General features: G+C 63.9%; 14 protein-coding genes. 1 reads left to right on the top strand and 13 read right to left on the bottom strand.

Annotation, left to right across the window (positions count from 1 at the left end):
- The 5 genes from VEK15_28575 to VEK15_28555 form a co-directional block, all read right to left on the bottom strand.
- Window positions 1-1,535 (bottom strand): glycosyltransferase family 39 protein (locus tag VEK15_28575; GenBank protein ID HXV64687.1); only part of this gene is annotated, 1,535 nt, incomplete at its 3' end.
- 292 nt (window positions 1,536-1,827) lie between these two features.
- Window positions 1,828-2,928 carry a beta-propeller fold lactonase family protein gene (locus VEK15_28570; GenBank protein ID HXV64686.1) on the bottom strand — a complete coding sequence of 367 codons (1,101 nt, stop codon included), beginning with the start codon at window positions 2,926-2,928 and terminating at the stop codon, window positions 1,828-1,830.
- A gap of 96 nt (window positions 2,929-3,024) precedes the next feature.
- The gene (locus VEK15_28565) at window positions 3,025-3,804 is read right to left on the bottom strand and encodes a zf-HC2 domain-containing protein (GenBank protein HXV64685.1); all 780 of its coding nucleotides are present in this window, start codon (window positions 3,802-3,804) and stop codon (window positions 3,025-3,027) included.
- A gap of 5 nt (window positions 3,805-3,809) precedes the next feature.
- A complete protein-coding gene (locus VEK15_28560) occupies window positions 3,810-4,388 on the bottom strand; it encodes a sigma-70 family RNA polymerase sigma factor (protein ID HXV64684.1) in 579 nt (192 codons plus the stop codon).
- A 16-nt stretch (window positions 4,389-4,404) separates the two neighbouring features.
- Window positions 4,405-4,551 carry a hypothetical protein gene (locus VEK15_28555; protein ID HXV64683.1) on the bottom strand — a complete coding sequence of 49 codons (147 nt, stop codon included), beginning with the start codon at window positions 4,549-4,551 and terminating at the stop codon, window positions 4,405-4,407.
- Between the two features lie 205 nt (window positions 4,552-4,756).
- Between VEK15_28555 and VEK15_28550 the strand changes: the two genes are divergently transcribed.
- A complete protein-coding gene (locus VEK15_28550) occupies window positions 4,757-6,589 on the top strand; it encodes a gamma-glutamyltransferase family protein (protein ID HXV64682.1) in 1,833 nt (610 codons plus the stop codon).
- Between the two features lie 537 nt (window positions 6,590-7,126).
- Here VEK15_28550 and ligD read toward each other — a convergent pair.
- The 8 genes from ligD to VEK15_28510 all read right to left on the bottom strand — a co-directional run.
- On the bottom strand, window positions 7,127-9,190 hold the full coding sequence (gene ligD / locus VEK15_28545; GenBank protein HXV64681.1) for a non-homologous end-joining DNA ligase: 2,064 nt from the start codon (window positions 9,188-9,190) through the stop codon (window positions 7,127-7,129).
- A 10-nt stretch (window positions 9,191-9,200) separates the two neighbouring features.
- Window positions 9,201-9,977, bottom strand: a complete 777-nt coding sequence (locus tag VEK15_28540) for a hypothetical protein (GenBank protein ID HXV64680.1) — start codon at window positions 9,975-9,977, stop codon at window positions 9,201-9,203.
- Between the two features lie 47 nt (window positions 9,978-10,024).
- Window positions 10,025-11,134, bottom strand: coding sequence for a glycosyltransferase family 1 protein (locus VEK15_28535; protein HXV64679.1), 1,110 nt, complete (start codon window positions 11,132-11,134; stop codon window positions 10,025-10,027).
- Window positions 11,135-11,157: 23 nt separating this feature from the next.
- Complete coding sequence (locus VEK15_28530) at window positions 11,158-12,018, bottom strand: hypothetical protein (GenBank protein HXV64678.1); 861 nt, start codon at window positions 12,016-12,018, stop codon at window positions 11,158-11,160.
- Complete coding sequence (locus VEK15_28525) at window positions 12,015-12,680, bottom strand: lytic transglycosylase domain-containing protein (GenBank protein ID HXV64677.1); 666 nt, start codon at window positions 12,678-12,680, stop codon at window positions 12,015-12,017. The genes VEK15_28530 and VEK15_28525 overlap by 4 nt, the downstream gene beginning before the upstream one ends.
- Window positions 12,677-13,207, bottom strand: coding sequence for a hypothetical protein (locus tag VEK15_28520; protein ID HXV64676.1), 531 nt, complete (start codon window positions 13,205-13,207; stop codon window positions 12,677-12,679). The genes VEK15_28525 and VEK15_28520 overlap by 4 nt, the downstream gene beginning before the upstream one ends.
- A gap of 1 nt (window position 13,208) precedes the next feature.
- The gene (locus VEK15_28515) at window positions 13,209-14,465 is read right to left on the bottom strand and encodes an IPT/TIG domain-containing protein (protein HXV64675.1); all 1,257 of its coding nucleotides are present in this window, start codon (window positions 14,463-14,465) and stop codon (window positions 13,209-13,211) included.
- A partial coding sequence (locus VEK15_28510; GenBank protein ID HXV64674.1) for a hypothetical protein occupies window positions 14,465-16,647 on the bottom strand: 2,183 nt, incomplete at its 5' end. The genes VEK15_28515 and VEK15_28510, both read right to left, overlap by 1 nt.

Below are 16,647 nucleotides of genomic sequence, written 5' to 3'. Positions count from 1 at the left end.
TACTCGAAGTGCTTCGCGCCTTCCCAGGCGGTACCGACCTCCTCGGGAGCGAGCTTCGGACCGCGGGCCACGTAGATCCCCATCTGGTCTCGCCAGGGCATGCAGAAATCGCAGTCGTAAACGGCGACCCTCTCGACCGTTCGATAAACGTCGCGGAGGTCGTCCGCGTCGTAGCCGAGTGTGATCGCGACGCCTCGAGACAGCCGCTTGGCGGACTCTCTGCCCCAAAAGAAATAGCTGTTGTGCGGTGAGATGACGGGAGGAAGATCCCTTCCGAAGAGCTCGATCGCACCGGCGTGGCCGTAGCTCGGAGACAGGATGGTCGCGTCCTTCTTCTCCTCGTCGGGGAGCGACTCGTAGACCGTCGTCACGTCCTTCACGAGCTGCTCCCACCCGAAGCGGTCGGCGAGCCATTGGGGAAGCTGGGCCTGCTTTCCTTCGCCGCTCTCCATTTGAACGTCGACGCCTAGCGCCACCAGGTAACGCGCGACCGTTGCGGGTGAGAAGAGCGGGACCGCCAGCGGGAGGAAAGCGAGGCCGCCTATGACGCCGCAAGCAAGGAACGTCCCACGCGCTCTCGTCGAAGCGAAGCGGCGCTCGATTGCGAAAGCTCCGCCGGCGAAGAGCACGGGATAGACGCCGCCGAGGCGATCGGGGCGGCTGGATGCTGTGACGATCAGGACCACCAGCATCAAGAGGAAGGCGACGCTCACGAATCGAAGTGCCGCGCGCTTCCAGAACGCGTAGAGACCGGCTAGCCACACGAGCATGACTCCCGGGTTCATGAACAGGACCTGGTTGAGCAGAACTCGCGGTGGCGACAGAGCGCGGTTCTTGTAGAGCGTCGCGTTCCGGTAGAACTCCAAGGAGGGAAACCCGTTTTGGACCTGCCAGAAGAGGTTCGGAAGGAAGAGAACGAAGGCCACCACGCCGCCGACCAGAAGCCATGGACTCCACAAGAGGCGTCTCTGAGTGGTGCAGAGAACCCCTACGAGGATCGTGACTGCGAGAACGGCGACGGTGTGCTTGTTCTCGAGCGACAAGCCCGCAACGAAGCCGAAAACCACCCAGAGCCTCGGGTCGTTCCGCTCCACCATGACCATGGCGACCGCGATGCAGGCGGTCCAAAGAAGGATCTCGAGCGAGTTCATCGAGAAGAAATTGAACAGGACGAGAAAGATGGGAGCGGTGATTATCGAAACCGCAGCGAGGGCGACGGCGAAGCGGCCCCCACCCATGCGCAAGGTGATGAAGCCGGCAAGCGCGACCGTCAGCGCGCCCGCGAGCGCGCTCGGAAGGCGGATGGCCGTAACCGAATCCCCGAATAGCGCGAGATTCAGGCGCAGCAAAGCGGGCGCGAGCGGCGGGTGGTCCACATAGCCCCAATCGAGATGACGCGCGCAGGCGATGTAGTAGAGCTCGTCGATGAAGTACCCATAGCCGTGCACGCTTCCGACGATCGTGACAGCCACCTGGAAAACAAAGTAGGCGAGCGCCCACAGAACAGGGCCTCGCCAACCCTCTCGCTCGGACATGTTGCTATTGAAAGTTACGCTGGACGATCCGGGAAGGTTCACCCGGGGCGGCTTGTCTGACCATGTCGAACTTACCCGACGTCCCGGCCCAAGCACATCTTAATAGAGAGGTGGGGTCTTGTGCTCGAGATGTCCGAGATGCGTCGGCATCGGCAATTACGATGCTCTTCTCCCGGGATCGAGCGCGAGCGTTGGCGTTGAACGAGTCTTCGGCCTCGACTGGGACGCCTGGGTCGGGGCCGACGGGACCGCGAAAGCCGAAACGCCTTCGCGATCCACGTCCCCGAATGGTTCAACGTGCCGCGAGCCCGTTCACGCCGGCGGGAAGGCTGGAGGCAAACGGCAAACGAACGAGCGAACCATCGTGGGAAATACGGAACACTCCGATGGTTCCCGTCCCCCCATTCAGCGAATAGAGGAATCGGCCCGCGATCGACATGTCGATAGGGCTCGATCCGGAACCGGTCTCCCCGGTGCGCCCGTCGTCGTCGAGGAGCTCGATCTCGCCGTCGAACTCGATCGAGTAGCCCGAGATCGAACCGCTCCCGGTGTTGGTCGTATAGGCGAATCGTCCGTCGCCGGTCACGACTACCCAGCACGCAGCGGTCTCGGTGGTGCCGACCGAGGCGCTGATCGTCTCGATCTCGCCGTCGCGACCGACATCGTAGGAGGAGACGGCGCTCGCCTCCGGAGCTCCGCCGAAGGCCTCGGAGACGAAGAGCTGACCGCGCTTGCCGAAGGCGAAACCGAAAGGAGTTTCTCCGTTCGAGTCCTGGACTTGCGCGTTACCGGGAAGCCCGTTGCGGCCCACCTCGAATGTAACGATGTTGTTGGTCGCCTTCTCGGTCACCACGAGGATTTTGCCTCGAGGGTCGAAGGAGATCTGGGCCGGCCCCGCGCCCGAGCCGCTCAGAAGCCGTGTCGATCCGGAGATGGGAGAGAGGTTTCCGTCGCGTTCCAGCCAAAAACCGGTGATGCTGTCGCTCCCGGCGTTCAGGACGTAGACGAGACCATCGTCCTCGGTGAGGCTTATCGGCATCGAGCCGTTGCTGGGTTCCACGTCGACGAGCTGGATTCCGCGTCGACGCACCCGAAACACGGAAATCTCATCGCTTCCGGCGTTGACGGCCAGGAGCCACTTCTCGTCACCGGTCAAGATCAGACCGCCCTGATTGCCGAGGCCGGTCCCGGTTCCAAGGCCGCCGGTGCCTGAGGCTCCGGCCGGAACCAGGCGGCCGTCCGCGAGCCGATCGAAGATCAAGATCTCGTTGCCCGAAGGGGCATTCGTTGCGGTGTAGACGGCGCCGGAGAACGAGCGACGCCGTTCTTTGGCGTCCGCTGTGGCGACGAAGAGGCAGAGACAGGCGAGAACGGAGAACGAACGTTTGTTCATGAGTGAACTCCTTTTTGTTTTACGCAGCGCGTCGGAGGCTGCTAAGGGTGGAGAACAGCGCGGGAGCTCGAATAGTTCCCGGGAGGGAACTTTCGATCAGACTCTGACGGCTTTGGCGAACGCGAGCTGAACGATAGTCTCGGTATCGGCGTCCCCGGCGAGAACGCAGACCATCGCGCCCTCTTGCCAGAAGACGAGTGTCGTGCCCTGGTCGCGGTAGAGATAGAACGTGATGCCTTCGTTCGTTCGCTGCTCGGAAGGTGCCGGGAGCTCGGAGACGTGCCCCAGGTACATTCTGCAGAGAAGCACGCGACCGTCCGCGCTCCGGTAGGCGACGAGCGAACCGGTCCGGCCGCCGAGGGACCGCACCGCGCCCGCCTCGAGCCCGTAGTCCATCATTCCCAGGTCATACACCGTGACCTTGAACGGCATCTCTCTTTGCACGAAGAACGATTCGAGCTCGGAGACGTTCCGGGACCGGATCTCGAAGTCCATGTCGTTCGAGGCGTAAGCCTCCACTTCGGCGGCGACGAGCTCGGGTATCGAAGGCGTCAAGAGGCGTGCGGCGAACCATATCGCCGCCACCAGGGCCGCGGCCGCTGCGATCCAGGAAACCGCGCGCGGCAGAGGAGATCGCCTCGCCGAAGCCCGATCCTCTTCATCAAAAGCCGCGCGCAACGAAGTCTCGAGATCGGGAGGAAGTTCCACCGAACCGGACGCCGCTTGCGCTTTAGTCCAGCGGAGGGCTTCGAGCTCGCGGCGGCAGTCCGAGCAGGAAGCGAGATGCTCGTCGAGCTCCGCTCGCTCATGAGGAACGAGGCGCCCGTCCAGGGCATCCTGGAGGGCGTCTTTCGGATGTATTCGCTTCTCGCCCATCGTGTCTATCCTTCGGCCACCCCTATACGGCGCGCGTAGTCCCGAAGCGCGATGAACAAGAGCTTTCGCGCGCGATGGAGGCGCGAGCGCACCGTGCCAACCGGGCATCCCAGCACGCCGGCCGCGTCCTCGTAGCTGAGCTCTTCGACGTCCACGAGCAATATCGCCGCCCGGTAGTCTTCGGGCAGCCCTCGAAGCGCCGAGTCGATCTCGGGGGAAGCGTCGATCCGCTGGAGGAGTGCCGATTCGGCATCGATGTCGGGCGTCCGGAGAGCTTTCGCGAACCGTTCTTCGATCACGTCCATGGACACCTCCTCCGGTGCCCGCTGCCGACGGCGCCATTCGTTGCTCACGATCGAATACAGGATCGTAAACAACCAGGCCCTGACGTTCGTTCCCGGCTGAAAATTCTGAAACGTGCGGTACGCCCGTAGCATCGTCTCCTGTACGAGGTCGCGGGCGTCCTCGGGACGGCGGGTGAGCCGGTGCGCCGTTCGGTAGAGAGCGGGAGCGACGGGCAGAGCCCAATCCTCGAACTCAGCGCGCAGGTTTCGCCCTTCTGCCTCTTCCCGCACGGACGACACGTCGCGATGGCTTCTCTCAGGGCGCGACTCGGGCGCTCGGGCGACGCTCGAGAGTCGCAACGTCGAATCGATAGCCCGCGGTCGCGAAAGCGGGGAGCGGAATCTGCTCGAGAGGGTAGGCGCGCCGCGCCTCGAGCAGGCGATCGAGCACGTGGGTTCTCACCAGGCGATAAGCATATCCCGGCTGGGCTCGAAATCGCACCTTGGCTACCCACTCGCCATGACCTCGTCGATCTCGGTCGGCGGTATACGGGAGACCTCGGCTCAACACCTCGTGGCCGGCTTCCTTGCGGGCTGCTCGGGATCGGCTTCTTGTCCCTGCCCTGACGAGCGGTATACCATCCTTCGTCTTCCGAAAGGAGCGCGCGATGTCGGCTCGATTCTCCCTCTCCATGGTAATGGTGATCGTCCTGTCCGACTCTGCCCCAGCCGGTCAAAGACCCATGGTCGCGGGCCGGAACGCTGGAGTTTCCGCCGGCCACCCCCTGACGACGGCCGCAGCGGTCGAGATCCTGCAGCGGGGCGGCAACGCGTTCGATGCTGGCGTTGCTGCGCTCCTCGTCGGGGGCGTGGTGGAGCAGGATCTCTACAGCATCGGGGGTGAAGGGCTCGTCCTCGTCTATCCGGTGAAGGAAAGCAGGGTGATCTCCATTGCTGGACAGGGCTGGGCGGCTAAGGCGGCGACCATCGAATGGTACGAGGAGCGCGGCAAGAGCCTCGATGGCAAGGGACTCGACCCCGCCGTCGTTCCTGGAGCGCTCCACGCCGCTCTCACCGTGCTCGAGCGCTGGGGCACCATGAGCTTCGAGGAGGTTTCCGAGCGCGCCATCGAGTACGCCCGGGATGGCTTTCCTCTGCGCCCGAGGACGGTTGCGACAATCGAGCGCAACCTCGACTTCATCCACCAGTGGCCGGCGAACGAGCAGTTCTGGCTGAAACCGGACGGATCCTCCTACGAGGCCGGTGAGACTATCGCATTTCCCGCCATGGCGCGCACGCTCACCCGCATGGTCGAAGCCGAGCGCGACCGACGCGAGAGAGGCCGGGAGGCGGGCATCGTCGCGGCACGGGATCGTTTCTACAAGGGCGACATTGCAAGAGAAATGGTGGCCTTTCTGAAAGAGCACGGCGCGCCCTTCGAGCTCGAGGATTTCTCCGAGTTCTATGCTCGGGTCGAGGAGCCGACGTCCGTCACCTACCGCGGCTATACCGTGTACAAACAATCGTTCAACAGCCAGGGACCGGCTCTCCTTCAAACTCTCAACATCCTCGAGACTTTCGACCTCGCGTCGATGGGACGGAATTCCGCCGACTACCTCCACGTTCTCGTCGAAGCCATGAAGCTCGCCTATGCCGACCGCGATACCTATTTCGCCGATCCCGACTTCGTCGACATTCCGGCGGCGGGACTTCTCTCCAAAGACTACGCGCGGGAGCGGGCGAAGCTCATCGACATGGCTCAGGCCTCACGCCAGCTCCTCGCCGGAGATCCTCTCCCCTACGATCCTGAGGTAAAAACGTGGCCGTTCTGGGTCGCCGGCCGCGAGGCGACGAGTGACGGCGAGGGCGCGGTGGACGAGGAAGCGCTCGATGCTTCGGTCCTCAAGGACACCACCCACATCGCCATCATCGATCGCGATGGTAACATTTTCGACAGCACACCGAGCGGAGGATGGATCACGGGCGCTGTGATATTAGGCGAAACCGGGATCCCGATGAGCGTCCGCGGCGAGCAATTCTGGCTCGACCGGACGCGCGCCAATCAGCTTCGACCGAGGTCCCGTCCACGATATACGCTCACGCCCTCGATCGTGCTCCGCGACGGCGAGCCGTTCCTCGCCATTGGAACACCGGGCGGCGACAACCAGGAGCAGACGATCGTCCAGACGTTTCTGAACATCGTGGAGTTCTGGGACGACTGGTACCCGAACCTCCATACCGCCATCGAAGAGCCAAGGGTCCAGACGTTTCACCTCTATGGCTCGTTCTGGCCCCACCCACTCGGACTCAACCGCTTGAGAATCGAAGCGGGCGTCGGTCAGGAGGTCGTCGATGCGTTGAAAGCACGCGGCCACGACCTGGATGCGGTGCCAGATCTCACCGTCTCCGGCTGCTCGACGGTGGTCATGCTCGATCCGAAGACGGGCTCCCGGATCGCGGGCGCCGACCCACGACGCGACTGCTACGCGATGGCTTATTGAGATGTGATCCTACTTGTCATCCTCGTGATCGTCCTCGTCTATGGCGCCGCGTTTCTCACCGGTTGGGTTTGGCCCGGCTTGGACGCCTCGATGTCAGTTGGCTCATTCGCACCAGGCGGATGCTTGCGGACCACCTTACTGCTCGACTCCACCGTTGTCACGAGAGAGTCTCGAGTACCGCAGACGAGGGAGATGGCTGGCTCACTGGCTGGTCATCGCCTTCAACAATCCCATCCTCACGGCCTTGGTCTCGCGAATGCTGTAGGGACTCCTGTTAATGATAGGCATTTGGTATCGTCGAACGTTGAGGCGACGAGGAGAAACTCGCAGACGAGATGAGTATTTGCCGTCGGTGAGCGCAGGCTGAAGGGAATGACCGGACGTCGCAGCAGTGCGATCGGAGGGCGGTGACTGTTTCAAAGTTCCCAGACACACGAAAGCGGGGAGCTCCACGCCCTGACCGAGGGCATGCGCTCCCTCGTCTATCCACCGTCGGGTGAGCCGCGGGGAAGGGCTGGAAACGGACCCGTAAAGGTATTAGAGATAGACTTCCTGAAATGCCTGGACGGCCGCCAGCAGATCCTGCGGATCCCTGAGCGCGCCCTGGAACAGGTCTCCCTCCTTCGCGAGCCGCGCGAGGATCGTCTTCATGTTGAAGGCCGTCGGATCGAGCTCGACGTCGAGCTCGTCCCACGTGAGCGGAGCGGATACAGGTGCTTTGGGCCTCGGTCGGACGGCATAAGGGGGAACGACGGTCTGGCCGCGGCGGTTTTGTCCGAAGTCGACGTAGACTTTGTTTCCCCGACGGCTCGGCAGCCGCTCGACGGTGGCGATGTCCTTGTGCTCGCGGGCGACGAAAGTGGAGACCATCTGGCAGAACGTTCGGGTGTGTTCGTAGGTGTAGATGGGCAGAACCGGGACATAGATGTGGATTCCGGTCGCGCCGGAAGTCTTCAGGTAGGGCCTCAGGCCAATCCCGCGGAGGATCTTTCCGATCGTGCGGGCGATCTTCACGACGTCAGAAAAAGGAGACTTCTTGGCGTCGAGGTCGAAAACGGCCCAATCGGGTGTGTCGCGCCGGTCGCGCCGGGACAACCAGGGATGCAGGTCGATGCTCGCGAGGTTGGCCATGAGGATGAGCGTGTCGCGGTCGTTGCAGACGATGTAGTGGATCGGCTGGTCGTCCGATTCGATGGTCTCGGTCACCACCCAATCGGGGATGTGATCGGGCGCGTCCTTCTGATAGAAGGATTTTCCCCGAATTCCGTCGGGGTATCGCAGCATGTGCACCGGTCGCTCGTAGAGGTAGGGGAGAAGCGTTTCCGCCACCTGCTCGTAGTAGCGGATGAGGTCGCCCTTGGTGAAGCCGTCGTCGGGCCAGAGAACCTTGTCGAGATTGGTGAACGCGATCTTGCGTTTCGTGGGCCGCATCGTGCGGAGAGCGGTCACGAGGTCGTGGGGTGGTGGCTCGTCGGTTGGATCGAGCACCGGGATCCGGACCCATTCCGCGGAACGACCCGAAGCGTAGGTACTCTCCGCGCGTTTGGCGATGACGCCGGTGAGCCCGGCCGAGCGCGTTACCTCGCAGAAATCCTCGCCGCGCCCCTGCACGTGGTCCACGTAAAGCAGGTGTTGGAGGCCAAGGGGTGAGAGCGTGGAAAGGAGCTCCTTGCGGGCAGCGAGTGCCACCGGTCTGAGGTCCCACTCTTCGTAGAACAGCAGATCGAAAGCGTAGAAAACGGCGATCTCTTGACTGGCGCCCGCTAGACGGGACTCGAGACTTTGCCGGGAAGGCCGCTTCGAATCGTCCGATACGACGACGACGCCGTCGAGCCATGCGTTCTCCGAGCGCAGCCGGCGCGCGTCCTCGACGATCTCGGGGAGCCTCGCTCCGAGATCCTCTCCGTCGGGAGTAACGAGCCGCACCTCATCGCCGGCTTTTCGAATCGCGGCGCGCCTTCCCTGGAAGTCGACCTCGAAGAGCCAGTTCGGATCCGAGAACGTCCCGCGCTCGCCCGAAGCCTTCATCGGCTCGAGGCGTTCGAACAACGGGGCTTCCCTCGCACTCGACAGATCGAAGAAGGGTGCCTTATCGGACTCCTTGCGAGCGTAGCGGTCCCGCGCCTTGAAGACGATCCACTCGTGGTTCTCGGAGCGCGTCTTCACGAGATGCCACTCGCCGCGCAGCTTTCGTCCGCGAAGACGGATCTCGAGCTTGCCCTCCTCGACTGCCGCCGGACCGTCCTCGGCCTGGACGAGGTCGTAGCGGCCGCGATCCCAGATCGTCATCGTGCCGCCCCCGTACTCGCCTTTCGGAATGACCCCTTCGAAATTCTCGTAAGCGAGCGGATGGTCTTCGGTGCGAACGGCGAGGCGTTTGACCAGAGGATCGTAGGAGAACCCGCGTGGCACCGCCCAGGACTTGAGAACACCGGCCATCTCGAGCCTCAGGTCGTAATGGAGACGGCGCGCTTCGTGCCGATGCACGACGAATCGCAGGGCCTCGCTCTCTCTAGCGCCCGCCTCGGGTGAGGGTTCGGGAGTCCGGTTGAAGTCGCGTTTGTCGCGATAAGCGTCGATCGACTTCGAGGACGGCTTCAAAAAACCGTGCCTACTGCTGCTGTTGTTGTTGTTGACGCTGTTGCCGCCGTTGTTGCTGCTGCTGCTGATTCGGCGGGGCCGGGATGGGTCGGCCGAAGGGATCCATGTACGGGAAAGCCCCGGAAGCCGCATTGGGATCCGGCTGAGGCTGCTGGGGGGCCTGGTAGGGCTGATTGTTCGGAAGCCCCGGCGTGTATCGGCTTCGCGGGAAGTTCTGCGTCGGGGGAAGATAGTTGGGTGGCGGCGGGGTGGGGAACGCGCCCGGGTCCTCGGGATCGACGAACTCGTCCGGATTCTGAGAGTCGTCGACGAAGCCCGGATCCTCCTGGCCCAGTGTCGGATCGAACTGATCACCGGGATCCACCGCCTCCATCTCGTCGTAAACCGGCTCGTCCACCGGTTCGGGCTCCGCGGGCGGCGGAGGGGCAGACCGCGCCGGGCCTCCACCACCGGTGCCGATGAAGATCTTGTCGACCGTGGCCCAGTCGTAGGGATCCATCATGACGATGTAGTTCACCCCCGCACCCTCGAGCAGGCGCTGAACCGCCATCGCCACGGGAAGCGCGCTGAGGTCGGCGGTCAGCCGCTTCGATTTGACCGGGTCCTCGAGGGTCAGCTCGATTCCAGCCTCTCGTTCGATCGTCTCGAAGACCTCGGACAGGGGAGCGTTCTGGCATTGGATGGTGAGGAGTCCTGTTTCGTAGCTGACACTCACCGCCTGGGCAGCGGAGGGCCGAGGCACGCCCCACATCGCGATTCCCAGGACCAGAAGCCTCTGGACTTTCATCGCCGCCGACTCCTACGACCTCACGCTAGCACCACGTGGGTCTGCTGTCAAAGAGCGCGCTCGACCGCCACGCGGTAGGCCGCGAGCGTTCTCCGCGCCGACTCCTCCCAATCGAAGCATTTCGCGCGCGCCAGGCCTCGGGCGATAAGACGTTTGCGGAGGGATTCATCGCCATGGATCGTCTCGAGACCCGCGGCGAGAGCCTCCTCGTCCTCGGGATCGATCATGAGCGCCGCGTCCCCGGCGACCTCGGAGAGCGCGCCGCGAGGCGAGGAGAGGACCGGAATCCCACAGGCCATCGCTTCGAGAACCGGCATGCCGAAGCCCTCGGCAAGGGACGGATAGGCGAGTGCCGTCGCCCCGCGGTACAACGAAGGCAGGTCCTCGTCGTCGACGGGGCCGAGCCACCGGACCGCCCCCTCACCAAGCCGCGCTGCTTCGGATAGTGTCGTCTCATAGCCGAAGTCGCGATCGCCCGCCAGCGCCAGAACGAGCGATGGGTCGATGCGCTCCCGCACTCGACCGAACGCCCGGATCAGTCGCTCGAGGTTCTTCCGCGGCTCGAGCCTTCCCACGTTGAGGACGTACGGCCGCCTCAGACCGTATCGCGCTTCGAGGTCCGATTCGGTGTCGCTCCGGGGCCGGTACCGCCTGGGATCGACCGCGTTGGGCGTGACCACGACCCTCTCGTTTCCGAGCCCGTAGCGTTCGGTGATCGCTCTTCGCGAGTACTCCGAAACCGTGAGCACGACGCGCGCCCGGCGGGCGGAGCGCCGGATGAGCGCCACCGACCGTCGAGAGAATGCCCCGACGAAGAGCTGCGGGTGGGTTTCGAAGAGGATGTCGTGGATGGTCACGACTTGAGGTACAAAGGATGCCGGAGGCGCGATGTACTGTGAGTGAAAGAGGCTCAGACGGTGTGCCAGCTCGAGGGCCGGCGTGACGAACGGCACGCGAAACCGAGCCGACTCGGGGAAGATGCGACGATGGATCAAGGTGGAAACATTCAGGATCTCCTTCGTCTCCTCCGGGCGGAAGCTGTAGATCCAGATCTCCTCGTCGGTGAGTCGGGCCAGGGCCCGAACGAGCTCGATGAGGTGGGTGCGACTTCCTTGCGGCTTGCCGTTGATGTGATGGGCATCGATTCCGATGCGCATGGCGTCGGCGCTTTCGATGGAGGCTATGGCTGGCGGCGAGGCTGAGGTCGCTGCGGTTGTCGCTGCTGCGGCTGGGTCCCGGGACCGGGTGGAAGGTTCCCCGGTTGCCCCGGCCCACCTCCCATGCCTGGCGGCTGTTGCTTGGCTCCCGGGCCGCCCTGTCCAGGAACCGCCCCGGGTGCTGCAGCGGGTCCGAAGATTCGGCCGGGGCGAGGAGGAAGCCCGCCAAAGGCGTTTGCGCCCGCAGTGGCAGCCGCGGCCGCGCCCGCCGGGGTCGCGGCGGGGGCTTGCTGCAATCCGAACACGAACAGCCAATCCCGGTAGGTCGTTTTCCCCGGCACTTCGTAGAAGGTTTCCTCGTCGCTCGAGCTCGCGACGCCGACGATGCCTCCGAGCGCGGCATCACCCAGCCCACGCCCGATGCTCGACTGGAACTGTCCTCCGGTCGGTTGGCCTTGTCGCGAAGTTCCCGGAAGGCGCCGACCTCCCGGCGAGCGCATCTGGGCCTGGCTCCGGTTCGCGTCGGTAATGCCGGCTGCCCGGGCCGCCGCCTGCTGCTGGCCACCCATCTGGAGCTCGGGCGACATCTGACGCAGCACGCGCCATTCGCCCGATTCGGTCATCGGGTCGGGGTACTCTTTTCTCAAGAATTTCTGCTCGACCAGCACTTCCATGGTGGGTGGATACGCGCCGGGATACTTCTTCTGGTAGAGCTCGATGGCTTGCATGTATTGGTAGCCGCGCCAGATGAGCTCCTGCTCGCGCTCCCGCTGCACGACTTTTTCCCAGAGGGGAACCGCGGCGCCCATCGAAACGCCGAGGATGATGATCAGAATGACGATGCCGAAAAGCACATAGCCGTCCTCGCAGCGAGCCTGCCTCATGGTGAGCCTCGGTCACGGGCGCGCTCGTACATGTCGAGCACTCGGCCGACATACGTCCGCGTCTCTCGATAGGGAGGGACACCTCCGTGTCGCCGGACCGCGTCGGGACCGGCGTTGTAGGCGGCGAGCGCCAGCGAGACGTCTCCACCGTGAGCGTCGAGCATTTGCCGCAGATACCGCGTACCTCCGTCGACATTCTGCTGCGGATCGACGGGACGCTCGACCCCGAGCTCTCGAGCCGTTTGCGGCATGAGCTGCATCAAACCGAGGGCTCCCTTCACCGATACCGCGTTGGGGTCGCCGCTCGACTCCGCCCAGATTACCGCGGCGACGAGATTCGGATCGATGGCATACTTTTCGGCTGCGGGCTCGATGAGAGGCGCGAGGTGAGGGAAGAGCCCGAGCTTCCGAATCGCGTCGTCGGTCGCTTCTGTGGTTTCCAGCTCTTCGACGATCTCGTTGGGGACGACGTTCACCACGAGCTCCGCCGGGACCGTCACCTCGCCTCCCCCGGTGATGAAGAGAGTGATGAGCTCGTCCGCACGCTCGAAACGATCCACGTACAGAATCTTACCGCTCGACATGACCGCGATCTCGGCGCGCGCGGCCGGCGTGCCCGCGATCAGAAGAACGAGAGACAGGAACGGACGCACGGGACTCACGGTTCCTTTTCTCCGCCGAACGAGACGTGGATTGTCGGACAGACCTCTCCCGTCGGCTGCTCGTTCGGTTTGCGGATGTCGGTCACCGCGCTGATGAGGCCGCCTCTCATTAGATCGTCGGACTCGAACCTTCCCGAGACGGTGTAGGTGCCCGAGAGAATGGACCCGGCGAGAATGGAGCCGTCGCCGCTTGCCCGCCAGTCCATCGTCGTCAGGAAGGAGTCGTCGACAATCTCCGCCTCGAATCCATCGAGCGTCGCCCTCCAGCGCCCCACGTTGCAGTCGTGGTGGAAGTTGAGCCGGCCGTTGGTGACGCGCCCGTCCGCCGTCACGTCGAACGCGATGCGGCGCCCCTGCTCCGTCGTCGCCTCCCAGTGCCCCACGATGTCGAACTGGCTGAAGGCAGGAGGAGGCGGCGGCGAGGGAGCGGCGGGGAGGGGCTCTTGAAACTCGCTGCAGGAAAGCACTCCGACAAGAACGAACGAGACCAGAAGCGGCTTGGCCGAGACAGGAACGTTCCCACGCATGTCAGTTCACGGTGAAGGTCGCGGCATTGCTCTGAAGCAGATCGGGATTGATGACTCGCACTTCGAACGGGATGTTCAAACCCGTCGGTGGACCGATCGGTGGGTCTGCAATGTTTATCGTTACGACTATCTGAGTCGAGCTGCTCACAACCCTGCTGACGATGCTCACGGACCCAGCAGAAGAGGTGAAGGTGACCTGGGCTCCCGTCTGAAAGTTCAACCCGGTGATAGTCACCTGTATATTCGCGTTGCGTGTGGCGGTACCGGTAGGACTGAGGCCCGTGATCACGGGCGCCGGGCTCGGCGTGATGATCCGGAAAGCGTTCGGCAAGTTTCCACTGGTACCGTCGGGATTCGTCACCGTGACGGTACGGGCCGCCGACGTGTTCTGGATGTTCAGATCGATCGTGATGGTCGCGACGAGCTGGTTAGAGTTGACGAACCTGACCGAGTTCACCGCGATGCCTTCTCCGAAGCTCACGACGGCGCCTGGCTGGAAGTTGAGCCCGTTGATGGTTACGTTGAGCGTCTCTCCGGGTTGACCCGACGTCGGCGAGATCGAGCTGACGACTGGTCCGGGCTCGGTGCCCCGGCCCACTGTCACGGCATTCGACGCAATCGCGCCCGAGAACGCCGTCACCGAGGCCGAGGTCTCCTCCAGAAGCGTCAACCGATCCGTGGCCTGGCCGAGGGCGTTGGTCCTCAGGCTCGCGCTCTGAGAGGCGAGCGCGCCGGCCGTGGTCGTGAAGATGATGGGAACGCCCGCCATGCGGTTGTTGTCGTTGTCGAAGACGGTTGCGACGAGATCGGTCGAGAAGTCGGGCGGGCTCACCGTCGGGGGATTGGCGGTGAGCAGGATGTTGATGCCTTCGGCGTTTCCGATGAGCACGGGGGTTTCGAGCGCAGCCGTGATGCCGGCGCCCGAGCGCGCGGTGACGGTCGCCAGGCCGGCGCGGCCGTTGCTCCGCAGCGTGCCGCGGGCCACTCCGTCGTGCATCTCCACCCGCTCCTCGATGAGGCCGACGTTCGTGGTGAAGAAGATCTGGGTTCCGTCCGCAAGCGGCCCCCCTCCGTCGTCGGGACCCTTGAACCCAACGACGGTGATGGTGGATGTGCCGTCGAAAACCGGTATCGCCGTGGGGTTGGCCGTGATGCTGAGCTCCGCGTTCGCGGGCGCCGTGAGGGGCACCTGCCCGTTGCAGCTCGAGAGATAGAGAGCCCCCAAAGCGGCCGCGGCGAAAGTCCAGCTCCGAACCATCACTGCACCTCGACCTGTAAGGAAGCAAAGCTCGAGCGGAGAGTCTGTCCCGAGGGATTCCTCAGCAAGCCCACAGGGGATACGACGACGGACGTTGCGGGCTCGAGGGCCTCGATGGTGAGACGCACCAGGTGCCCCGAGCCGGCCAACCCTACCGTGTCGCCCGCGCGCAGAAACTCGATGTCCACGCGGTCGGGGTTGAACGTCGGGGTGAAGCTCACCGGGAATCCGTCGATCGACAAGAAAGCACCCGGCTGGACGTTGACGATTCGGAGGACTTCGGAATCGTAGTCGAGCCGGATCGTGCCCGAGGAAAGCCCTTGCGCTCCCCCGGCGAGGAGCACGACCTCAGCGCTTTCCCCAACCGCCAGGCTCAGAGTCGGTGGACTGAAGAGAACGGAGATGGGCGGCGGGGCCGCTGGTTCCGGCTCGGGCTCGGTCGGCTCGGGCTCTGGCTCAGTCGGCTCCGGTTCCGGTTCCGGCTCGGGCTCGGCAGGGGGCTCCGAAGCCGGTCCCTCCGGTGGCGGCGGCCGGTCGCGTGAAGCGTCGAAGACGCTAGGGGGCGCCCCGGGCACTTTGATCTGCTGCTCGGTCCCCATCGGGAGAGGCGCCATGTCCTCCTCCGTCACCCGCGGCGCCCGCACGATGTGGGGGGTGATGGAAAAGACAATGTCGTTTTGTGCCGTCTCCTCGTCGTTGAAGGCGAAGATCTTGTTGAGAAGCGGAACGTCGGTTACGCCCGGCACGCCGGAGATGCCTCTTCGTTGATCCTCCGAGATCAGTCCCCCAATGAGATTGGTCTCCCCGTCGCGCAGGCGCACCACGTTGTTCACGTTGCGCAGCCCGAAGACGGGAAGCTCGATCCCGCCGATGAGGCGGGTATCGAGCTGGCTGCTGGTCTCGAGCGCGAGCTGCAGCTCGATCTCGCCGTCCACGAAGACCTTGGGAGTGATCGTGATGTTGAGGCCGACGTTCCGGTACTGAAACGAAGTCACCGGAGTCTGGGGCACGCCGCCAGTGCCGAATTGAGAGACGAAAGAGGTGACCGGTATGGGGACCTCTTGTCCGAGCCGCAGCTCGGCGGGCTGACCCTCGGTCGCGCGCAGCTTGGGCGATGCGAGAAGCCGCGCCTCGCTCCGGCTCTTGAACAGGCGAAACGCCGCCGAGCTCGGAAACGTGATGAGAAAGTCCGATGAATCCACCGACGCGAGGCGGTTGAGACGGAGCGCGCCGGTATCGGGATCCTGTCCCGCGGGAGCAAAGCGGAGTCCGATCTGGTACTCGGCGGCCTGCAGGCCGTACTCGAGCATCTTGTTGCGATTGATCTCCAGGATCTCGATGTCGAGCATGATCTCGGATTTACTCTTGTCGTTCAGCTCCACGATGCGCTCGGCGACGGCGACCTGGTCGGGCGTGGCCCGCACGGTGATCGATTTCAGCTCCGGGTTCGGCTGCACTCTCTGGATTCCGGCGATGGTGCGCAGCATGTTCGCCACGGTGTTCACTTCGGCGTTGACGATGTAGAAGGTGCGGAGGACCAGGTCGTCGTACTGGCGGTGCTTCTGGGCGTTGTCGGGGATGATGATGATCGTGGCCGGGTCCACGATCTTGTAGAACAGCCGGTGGATGAGGACCAGCTTGTCGAGCGCTTCCTGGAAGGAGACGTCCACCAAATCGAGGGTGATTCGCTTGTCGCGGAAGGATTCATCGAACAGGATGTTGATGCCCGAGAGCTTGGAGAGGACCTCGAAAATCTTCTGCAGGCTCGTGTCCTCGGCGAATCGGAGCTGAATCGGCGCGGTCGAGGCCGGCTCCAGGATCGGCCGAATCCCGAAGAGCTCCTGGGCGCGTCGACGCCGCTCTTCGAACTGCACCGCTTCCTCGCGTAGGGCCTCGCGCTCTTGGAGCTGCGCTCGGGTCTCCTCGAGGATGCTCTGGGCGTTGCGGTTCGTGGGATCGAGATTCGTCGCGAGCTCGAGCTCGGCGATGGCGCCGCGAAGGTCCTCCGCGGCGAGCTTCTTCTGCGCCTCGTGCACGTGCTGGGTAGCCGCCTGCACCAGCGCATGCTCGAGGGCGATGCGGTATTCGATGTTGTCGGGATCTTCGTTGACCGCGCGGGTGTAATGCACCACCGCGGCGTCCCAATCTCTCAATTGGGCCGACGAGCGCCCTTTTCGGTATG

The sequence above is a fragment of the Vicinamibacteria bacterium genome, from assembly GCA_035620555.1.
Taxonomy (GTDB): domain Bacteria; phylum Acidobacteriota; class Vicinamibacteria; order Marinacidobacterales; family SMYC01; genus DASPGQ01.
Note: the sequence above shows the minus strand (reverse complement) of the source record. Positions and strands in the feature narration are given on the sequence as shown.

Bases quoted from the DNA above. Each gene is read 5' to 3' on its own strand.
- VEK15_28570 (HXV64686.1), bottom strand. From the start codon at position 2,928: ATGAACAAACGTTCGTTCTCCGTTCTCGCCTGTCTCTGCCTCTTCGTC.
- VEK15_28565 (HXV64685.1), bottom strand. From the start codon at position 3,804: ATGGGCGAGAAGCGAATACATCCGAAAGACGCCCTCCAGGATGCCCTG.
- VEK15_28550 (HXV64682.1), top strand. From the start codon at position 4,757: ATGTCGGCTCGATTCTCCCTCTCCATGGTAATGGTGATCGTCCTGTCC.
- VEK15_28540 (HXV64680.1), bottom strand. From the start codon at position 9,977: ATGAAAGTCCAGAGGCTTCTGGTCCTGGGAATCGCGATGTGGGGCGTG.
- VEK15_28535 (HXV64679.1), bottom strand. From the start codon at position 11,134: ATGCGCATCGGAATCGATGCCCATCACATCAACGGCAAGCCGCAAGGA.
- VEK15_28530 (HXV64678.1), bottom strand. From the start codon at position 12,018: ATGAGGCAGGCTCGCTGCGAGGACGGCTATGTGCTTTTCGGCATCGTC.
- VEK15_28520 (HXV64676.1), bottom strand. From the start codon at position 13,207: ATGCGTGGGAACGTTCCTGTCTCGGCCAAGCCGCTTCTGGTCTCGTTC.
- VEK15_28515 (HXV64675.1), bottom strand. From the start codon at position 14,465: ATGGTTCGGAGCTGGACTTTCGCCGCGGCCGCTTTGGGGGCTCTCTAT.